This is a genomic window from Sandaracinobacter sp. (genome assembly GCF_041909755.1).
GTDB lineage: Bacteria > Pseudomonadota > Alphaproteobacteria > Sphingomonadales > Sphingomonadaceae > Sandaracinobacteroides.
The window spans coordinates 1-8,930 of the sequence record NZ_JAYRCW010000099.1 but is presented as its reverse complement, the minus strand read 5'-3'; the positions used below and the strand labels follow the sequence as shown (position 1 = coordinate 8,930).

The following is an 8,930-nucleotide window of genomic DNA, read 5'->3' as shown; positions in this document are numbered from 1 at the left end:
ACCGGGCGGCGGCCGGAACCGCGATGCGCCTCTCCCCCGGGTTCGCCGAGGTGGTGGCGACTGCGCTGGACGTGGCGCAGGCAAGCGAAGGGGCCTTTGATCCGGGGCTTGCCGCGCTGTCCGACAAATGGGGGTTCGGCCCCGGCGGCGCCCGGGAAGGGGCGCGGGCCGGGGGCTGGCGCGGCCTGAAGCTGGAAGGGAACCTGCTGACGCAGCCGGGCGATGTCGCGCTGGACCTGAACGCGATCGCCAAGGGGCAGGCGGTGGACCGGGCGGCCGAAGCGCTGCTGGCGGCGGGCGCGACGCAGTTCCTGATCGGCATCGGCGGCGAATATCGCGGCGAGGGCGTCCGCCCCGACGGCCAGCCCTGGTGGGTGGAGATCGAGCAGCCGCCCGGCGCCGCGCTCGCCCCGTTGCGCGTGGCGCTGGCGGGGCTGTCCGTCGCAACGTCCGGCGATTACCGGCGCGCGCTGATGCAGGGCGGCCAGCGCCTCTCGCACAGTCTCGATCCCGCAACCGGCGCGCCCATCGCGGACGGCGTCGCCTCAGTCGCGGTGCTGGGGCCGCGCTGCATGCAGGCCGACGCGCAGGCAACCGCGATCACCGTGCTCGGCCCGGATCGCGGCTTCGAATGGGCCGCCTCGCAGGGCCTCGCGGCGCAGATCATCCTGCGCGAAGGCGGGTCGTTCCGCGAACGGCTGACGCCCGCGCTCGCCCGGATGCTGGGCTAGGGGCCGCCGCCCGCTCCTCCGTTCGGGCTCATCGGCTCTTTAGGGGCCTAAGGGGGAAGTTTCTTCCCACCCCCACCGCCGCAGGTCTATGTCGCTGGACAGGAGACTGATTTGACCCGCCTGCTCACCCATCTGGACCGGCTCGAAGCCGAAGCGATCCACATCTTCCGCGAAGTCGTGGCCGAAACCGAACGCCCGGTGATGCTCTATTCCATCGGCAAGGATTCGGCGGTGATGCTGCACCTTGCGAAAAAGGCCTTCTTCCCCGCCCCGCCGCCCTTCCCGCTGCTGCATGTGGATACCAGCTGGAAGTTCCGCGACATGTACGCCCTGCGCGAAAAGGCCGCGAAGGACGCCGGGATGGAGCTGCTGGTGTGGCAGAACCCCGAGGCGAAGGCGCGCAACATCAACCCCTTCCAGCACGGCCCGCTCCACACCGACATGTGGAAGACGGAAGGGCTGAAGCAGGCGCTGGACAACTGGAATTTCGACGCGGCCTTCGGCGGCGCCCGCCGCGACGAGGAAAAGAGCCGGGCGAAGGAACGCATCTTCTCGTTCCGGGATCGCGCCCATGGCTGGAACCCGAAGGCGCAGCGGCCGGAGCTGTGGAACCTTTATAACGCCCGCAAGGCAAAGGGTGAATCCATCCGCGTCTTCCCCATCAGCAACTGGACCGAACTCGACGTCTGGCAATATATCCAGCTGAACGGGATCGAGATCGTGCCGCTCTATTTCGCGGCCCCGCGCCCCACCTTCGTGCAGGATGGCCAGCTGTTCATGGCCGACGATCCAGGCCGGATGGAACAGGTGCTGGGCCACCGGCCCGATCTCGTCGAACGGTCGGTCCGCTTCCGCACGCTGGGCTGCTGGCCGCTGACGGGCGCGGTCGAAAGCGAGGCCGCGACGCTGAACGACGTGATCCGGGAAATGCTGCTGACCACCACGTCGGAACGGCAGGGCCGCGTGATCGACAGGGACGCCGGCGACGCCAGCATGGAAAAGAAGAAGCAGGAGGGCTATTTCTGATGGCCGACGCCCCCCGCACGGAGGCCGCCCCGGCCTATCAGGCCGATGCCCTCATCGCCGAGGATATCGAAGCCTATCTGAGGCTTCACCAGCAGAAGTCGCTGCTGCGCTTCATCACCTGCGGCTCGGTGGATGATGGCAAGTCCACCCTGATCGGCCGGCTCCTCTATGATTCGAAGATGATCTTCGAAGATCAGCTGAGCGCGCTGGAGGCGGATTCGAAGCGCGTCGGCACGCAGGGGCAGGAGATCGACTTCGCCCTGCTGGTCGACGGCCTCGCGGCAGAGCGCGAACAGGGCATCACCATCGATGTCGCCTATCGCTTCTTCGCCACCGAAAGTCGCAAGTTCATCGTGGCCGATACGCCGGGCCACGAACAATATACCCGCAACATGGTCACCGGCGCCTCCACCGCCGACCTCGCCGTGATCCTCGTCGATGCGCGCAAGGGCATCCTCACCCAGACGCGGCGTCACAGCTGGCTCGCCCACCTGATCGGCATCCGCCACCTGGTGCTGGCGGTGAACAAGATGGATCTGGTGGATTACAGCCAGGCCGATTTCGACGCGATCGTCGCGGATTACGCCGCCTTCGCGCAGGGCATCGGCATCACCGGCTTCACCGCCATCCCGATCTCCGGCTTCCGGGGCGACAACATCACCGCGCCCTCTGCCAACACGCCCTGGTATCAGGGCCCCAGCCTCATCCGGCACCTGGAAACGGTGGAGGTAAACGCCGTCGCCGATCAGGCGCGCCCGTTCCGCATGCCGGTGCAGTGGGTGAACCGCCCCGATCTCGATTTCCGCGGCTTTGCCGGGCTGGTTTCGGGCGGCAGCATCCGCCCGGGGGATGCGGTGCGCATCCTCCCCTCGGGCAAGACCAGCCGCATCGCCCGCATCGTCACGATGGATGGCGATCTGGATGTCGCGGTCGCCGGCCAGTCCGTCACCCTGACGCTGGCCGACGAGGTGGATTGCTCGCGCGGGGACGTGATCGCCGCGGCAGACGCCCCGCCCGAAGTGTCGGACCGGTTCGAAGCCACGCTGGTGTGGATGGACGAGGCCGATCTGGTGCCCGGCCGCGCCTATTGGCTGAAGCTCGGCACGCAGACGGTGTCGGCCACGATCCAGCCGCCCAAATATCAGGTGAACGTCAACAGCCTCGAACATCTCGCCGCGAAAACGCTGGAGCTGAACGCCATCGGCGTCGTCGAGGTGGCGACAGACCGGCGCATCATCTTCGAACCCTATGCCGAAAGCCGCGCGCTGGGCGGCTTCATCCTGATCGACAAGCTGACGAACGCCACGGTTGCCGCCGGCATGCTGCATTTCGCGCTGCGCCGGGCGCAGAATGTCCACTGGCAGGCGCTGGACATCACGCGCGAGGCGCGGGCCGCGCTGAAGAACCAGAAGCCCGCCGTGCTGTGGTTCACCGGCCTGTCCGGCTCGGGCAAGTCCACCATCGCCAACCTCGTCGAAAAGAAGCTGCACCGGATGAACCGGCACACCTTCCTGCTCGACGGAGACAATGTGCGCCACGGCCTCAACAAGGACCTGGGCTTCACCGAGGCTGACCGGATCGAGAACATCCGCCGCGTGGGCGAAGTGGCGCGGCTGATGGCGGATGCCGGCCTCATCGTGATCACCGCCTTCATCAGCCCGTTCCGCGCCGAGCGCGACATGGTGCGCGCCATGCTGCCCGAAGGCGAGTTCCTGGAAATCCACATCGACACGCCGCTCAGCGTCGCGGAAGCGCGCGACGTGAAGGGCCTCTACCGCAAGGCCCGCGAAGGCAAGCTCAGGAACTTCACCGGCATCGACAGCCCCTATGAAGCCCCCGAAGCCCCGGAAATCCGCATCGACACCCAGGCCCTGTCCCCGGAACAGGCCGCAGACCTGATCGTGGACCGCCTGCTGGGCGATTGAGGCGGGCGGTGCGCCGGGGCCAGCCTCCGGCACAGCCCTCGCCGCGAACAACCCCAACCCAGGCCCGCAAGGGCCCGCAAGCCCGACCGCGCGCCGGCCCAAATGGGCCGCCCCCTGTGGAGGCTTCGCCGTGAGCAGAAAAAGCTGGCGGTGGAAGCAGTCCGCCGCGAACTGGACTTCGCTGATTAAGCGCGCCGTGCCTAGGTTACATGGCTTGGCTTGGAAGGGACGAGAAGTCTGAAGTTCGAGGGGTGAAGGCCATGGTTAGAGTTGAAGTATGACGAGTGAGTATAATGTCCCCGCAATTTCGTTCGACACCGAGATGATCGACCCCCGCTCGTCCGCATGCAGCCAGCGCTTGTGCCGGTGCCGGAGCCCTCATACCACACCAGAGGCTCGTCGCACCGGGGCCGTCCACATAGCGGCCAAGTCAATCATATCTGCCTACCCCGGATTTTGTAAAATGAATTGACCGATGAGTTGTCGCCGAGCGTCACCCGCCGTTTGCATATTCTAGTAATTGATCGCTTGCTTCTGCCAGATAAATTTATTGACCGTCACTAACACGGGATGAATCGGCCGGTGCTCATCGAACAGTCATTCTTCTCGCTACCCGAAGTCCTTCACGGATCGGGCTATCAGACGCAGAGTTATGAGTCTGGGATTGTCTCGGCGCTGACCCTCTCGCTGCTTCAGGTGCTGAACGGGCGCAACGTGCCGAGCCGAACCTTCCCGGATATCACTCGGCCTAATGTTCTTTCGCGCTCCTACCCTAGCGGAATACAGCTCCGGCTTGGTGCAGATTTGCGCTATCGAATAGATATACCTGCCAACACCTTCCAGCTTCGTACTCCTGAAACAATTCACTTCAGGGGTGGAAAGGGGAATATGTGTCCGACCGGGTGAATGATATTCTTCTCAACGCAGAGAAGATAATAGTCCCCTTTGAGGAAATTAGGGGGGATCGGCAGGTATCATCGTTGGTGGCCCTCGTTGGCGGCATCTATACGGTGTACTCATTGACTGAGAACGAGAAGGATATTGGTCCCGTCAAGATCACTAGGTCAGACCTGACAAGCGATAGGATCAAGGTCTGGCTTAGTGAGCAGGAAGGTCAATACGCGGAGGTATCCCCTAGGGAGGTCCGCATCACGGAATGGAGCTTTTGGCATGAGGGCCAGATCGAGACCGTGATCTATGGCATCGCGCTGTTAGGCTCGGACGGTCGCGCTCTGCGGCTGTGTCGGGAAGGTGCGGCGTATCCCTATGGCCTCCTTCTCAAGGACAGCTCGGACGTTGGGGAGGCGGTAGATTTTGCGAAAGCAAGATAGAAGGAATGGCACCCTGCCCGCTGGTTGGGGTGCCATAACTTGTTGTCTGCACATCTCTTTTGGGTGGCCCGTTGCTTCGCCGTTATGTGCACGGCCCCGGTGTGGACGAGCCGCTGCTGTGGTATGAGGGCACCAGCACCGGCGACAGGCGCTGGCTGCACGCGGACGAGCGGGGGTCGATCATCGCGGTGTCGAACGGGTCTGGCACGGTGACGAACATCAACAGCTATGATGAGTATGGCATCCCCGGCCCCGCCAACATCGGCCGGTTCCAGTACACCGGCCAGGCCTGGCTCCCCGAGTTCGGGCTCTACCACTACAAGGCCCGGGCCTATTCCCCCACGCTCGGCCGCTTCCTGCAGACGGACCCCATCGGATATGGCGATGGCATGAATATCTATGCCTATGTGGGCGGGGATCCGGTGAATGGAAGGGATTCTACGGGGTTGGCGACCGATCCCAAGGCTTCAAATGCAACCGAAGCCCCAGACATTCCGTCTCCGGACATTATCGTTCGATCGGAAATCTGTCAGCCGGGAGACGGCAGCGTCTGCAATGTGGGCCTTCATGGCGAGCTCATGATCGTAGATATACTGCGGTTTGTTTCCACCCCCCTTCGCGTGTTTTCGAGAGGCGGTAGTGGGGGAGGAGGGGGAAGGCCGCAAAGTGCGAATGACGATCCGCCACCCTGCAATCTTGCTCAACGTGGCCTTCAAAAACTGGGCAGTTATGGCGTAAAGCTTGGCGGGGATGTCACTACTGCAGGACTGGTAATCACAGGTGGTGGGCTCGCGGTCGCGGGGGCGAGCGCTAGTACAGTGGTTTTGGCTCCTGGTGGCGTTTTGCTTGGTGGCTCGATTGCTACTGGTGGCGCTAATGTCACGGCGGGCGGTGGCGTAATAGGGACAGGAGGGGCACTGCTTACGCTTGCCGGTGGCTCGGGCAAGGCAGCGGTATCCGACTTGACTAGCAGAGTAGTATCCAGTCGCATACCCAAGAGCTTCGGCGGCGAGATTATCAGCAATCTCGTAGGACGAGCGGTGGATGCCATCCCGTTTGAGTTCAGAATATGCAAGTAAAGTCCGTCTACATAGGGGCAGCAGTATCTTTCCTTTTCTTCTTGGCAACTATCGTGATCTCACAGGTCGCGAGCGATTGGATATCGCAATATCCTATTCTAACTAATGTGTATCTGGGCATAGCAGCTGCTTCAGTTTTGGGCTGTGCCTACTTTCTACCTAGGGCGGTGTGGGCCTTCATTCGATCCAAAAGATAGGGCGCTTCAGTATGGTCACGGCCCCGGTGTGGACGAGCCATTGCTGTGGTATGAGGGCTCGGGCACCGGCGACAGGCGCTGGCTGCACGCGGACGAGCGGGGGTCGATCATCGCGGTGTCGAACGGGTCTGGCACGGTGACGAACATCAACAGCTATGATGGAGCCGAAGGCGTGGCGCAGCCACAATATGGCATCCCCGGCCCCGCCAACGTCGGTCGGTTCCAGTACACCGGACAGGCCTGGATCCCGGAGCTGGGCATGTATTACTACAAGGCCCGGATCTACTCCCCGTCGCTCGGCCGGTTCCTGCAGACAGACCCCATCGGATAAGCGCCTGCAGGACCTGGACATGATGGACCCCACCAAGATCCGGCGCTGGGTGAAAGATCAACTGGCGCTCGGGGGGCGCGAGAGTTTTCGGCGCGTGTATTCAGCCGCGTATCGTGCCCAGTGCCCGTTCCCGGAACTGGATGACTGGCACCAGTTCCGAATCCCGACGGAGGTCGCGGAGCTTTTCGAACAATCTGGGATGTCTTCGGAAGAATTTGTGGAATGCTATGCGACCGCGCTGATCGACGCTGGCAGCCATTTGGGTTGGGATATATCTATGCTGCGACGCAGCCTTGAGATGTGGCAAGCCTACAAGAAGAGGGTCGAGAATCTCGGACTCAAGGGTTGGTCCACTTCTGTCCGGTTGAGGTGATGATCAATGCTGTTTGTGCGATTGACCGGAATGGACTGGATTTGCGGACTCCCTTTGTGCATGGAGTGTGAACCGCCTTGGGTGCGCCCAGCGCTGTGCCGATCCTGGCGGTGGCGGATGAAGGCCAGCGAATAGCGCAGGAGGGGCGGCCGGGTATTCTTGCCGCCCCTTCAATTTGCGTTGCGGTAAACAGGTGGCTCCGGAACGGGTTACATTGTCGCTGCCGCGAAATCAGGCAACCTATCGGTACTGCGGCCGGCAGCTTCGTCGGGCAGTCCGGACTGTAGGCTATTGAGAGGCCGAAATGGGCAAAGCGGACGCTGTCTATCGTTGGGGCCTATTATGGTTGTAAGTCCAGCATACGCCGTGCCCATGCAGTTTTGGCGGTTATCGCCACGCTGGAACCATGCATTTGCGATTTGCCTGACCAAAGAGTCAGGCGCCTTTTTGAAGTTGGAGCCGCCCAAAGATAATCCCGAAAGCTGCCGTTCGTTAGCCCGGCGACGGTCGAAGGGTTGGCAGGGGAAACGAGGCCACATCGAGAGTGTGACAGGCCCGGCTACTGAAACTTCTCCGCGATATCCCGTCGCCCGGATGGGTCGGAATGTGTGATCTTGTCGTCCTTGGGATAATGGAAGCCCGACACGTAAAGGTCGTGGTTGCCGATCTCGACGCGTATCGACAGCTCCATTCCGTCGCCCCAGGTATCGCGTATGCCAGCCTTGCAGGTCTCGCCGCGCAGTTCGAACTCGAATGACGGGCTCTCGCCGTCCCATGCGTCGATGGCGGAGCGCAAGAGTGTACCGGCGATCGCGCCCCGCTTCTTGGGGGATAGCATGTCGAGCGAGAATTCGAGGATGGGGCCGAACATCCCACTGGCGTTCATCGCCTCCAGGATTTTGCGCATGTGGAGGCCGGCATGCTGGTTCACGAATAGCGACGAGCGGGAGCCGTGTGGACCGCCAAGGATGTTCGGGCGAATGTTCCACCACGTCTCGGCCACCTGCGCGCCGTCGGCGGCCGCGGCGGTGTTCTGGGAGAACCACGCGATGGCGTCACGGCTGCGGATGGTGCCGTCAGCCTCCAGTTCCACGTTCATCGCGACGACTACGACGGGATGGGCATTGTCCGCATAGAGTGGAGCATCCAACCGGCGGGCGTATAGGCCCGTGATTTTTCCTACAGTCTCAACCAGCCTGTCAGCCCGCTCACGCGAATAGGGGCAGGTGACGAAGCCACGGACAAACTCCTGGGTGTGGTCGACGCCGGCATAGGCCTTCACTTCGGTCAGGCTGGACGGCTGCTCGGACGTGCCCCGGGTGGGTGCGGTCAGGATCGGGTGCCAGTCAGGATAGCGATCCACCGCACCGCCCAACTCCTGGATCAGTTCGTCTACCAGCGCGCGACCGGCATCCTGATCGCTCAGGTTCTTGGTTAGGTAGGTGATTGCCTGGGCGTTCTGTTGGGCGGCGACGGCGGGCGAGCGGAACTCCATGGCAACATCCATTCACGTAGAATTACTGTTTGACGTAATTATGCCATGTTACGTAATATTGCAATATCGTGATGCGATGGAAGAGCGCCGCCCGGAGGGCGCGATGTCGGACATTGGTGACGACGAGGATGTGGAACGGGTCTGCCGCGGCTGCGTCGGTGAGGACTCCTGCGCGGGGTGATCGATCGCAACGGCGTCGTCGCGGAGTGCGCGTTCTACGGGGCCGATGAGGATCCGGTGTGGCAGCAAAGGGCTGGGCGGGGGATTGGCTTTGAAGGGCGCCAGATGGAAGCGTGAGTCATTCGGAACTAGACAATGTAAGCATACAACGATATCGTTGTGTAGTGATACCTTCTCTTGTCAGCGTCGCTGCAGATGCACCTTGGCCGGTTCTGCCGCCAGGAATTCATGACGCCTCGCTGGCGGAAGTGGCGGCAGCGTT

The 8,930-nt window shown here is 62.5% G+C and carries 7 protein-coding genes and 1 pseudogene; 7 read left to right on the top strand and 1 reads right to left on the bottom strand.

Annotation, left to right across the window (positions count from 1 at the left end; translation table 11 throughout):
* From ACE3O8_RS11595 to ACE3O8_RS11565, 7 genes and pseudogenes are all read left to right on the top strand, one after another.
* A partial coding sequence (locus ACE3O8_RS11595; RefSeq protein WP_374389905.1) for an FAD:protein FMN transferase occupies window positions 1–731 on the top strand: 731 nt, incomplete at its 5' end.
* 108 nt (window positions 732–839) lie between these two features.
* A pseudogene (cysD, locus tag ACE3O8_RS11590) lies at window positions 840–1,757 on the top strand (sulfate adenylyltransferase subunit CysD); the annotation flags it as partial.
* Window positions 1,757–3,682 carry a sulfate adenylyltransferase subunit CysN gene (cysN, locus tag ACE3O8_RS11585; RefSeq protein ID WP_374389903.1) on the top strand — a complete coding sequence of 642 codons (1,926 nt, stop codon included), beginning with the start codon at window positions 1,757–1,759 and terminating at the stop codon, window positions 3,680–3,682. The pseudogene cysD and the gene cysN, both read left to right, overlap by 1 nt.
* Before the next feature lie 890 nt (window positions 3,683–4,572).
* The gene (locus ACE3O8_RS11580; RefSeq protein ID WP_374389901.1) at window positions 4,573–5,013 is read left to right on the top strand and encodes a hypothetical protein; all 441 of its coding nucleotides are present in this window, start codon (window positions 4,573–4,575) and stop codon (window positions 5,011–5,013) included.
* A gap of 101 nt (window positions 5,014–5,114) precedes the next feature.
* Window positions 5,115–6,092, top strand: coding sequence for an RHS repeat-associated core domain-containing protein (locus ACE3O8_RS11575; protein ID WP_374389899.1), 978 nt, complete (start codon window positions 5,115–5,117; stop codon window positions 6,090–6,092).
* A 225-nt stretch (window positions 6,093–6,317) separates the two neighbouring features.
* Window positions 6,318–6,620: an RHS repeat-associated core domain-containing protein gene (locus tag ACE3O8_RS11570; protein ID WP_374389897.1), complete on the top strand. Its 303-nt coding sequence runs from the start codon at window positions 6,318–6,320 to the stop codon at window positions 6,618–6,620.
* Between the two features lie 19 nt (window positions 6,621–6,639).
* Window positions 6,640–6,993, top strand: a complete 354-nt coding sequence (locus tag ACE3O8_RS11565) for a hypothetical protein (protein ID WP_374389895.1) — start codon at window positions 6,640–6,642, stop codon at window positions 6,991–6,993.
* Between the two features lie 559 nt (window positions 6,994–7,552).
* Here the strand turns inward: ACE3O8_RS11565 and ACE3O8_RS11560 are convergent.
* The gene (locus ACE3O8_RS11560; protein WP_374389893.1) at window positions 7,553–8,488 is read right to left on the bottom strand and encodes a hypothetical protein; all 936 of its coding nucleotides are present in this window, start codon (window positions 8,486–8,488) and stop codon (window positions 7,553–7,555) included.
* Window positions 8,489–8,930: the final 442 nt, after the last annotated feature.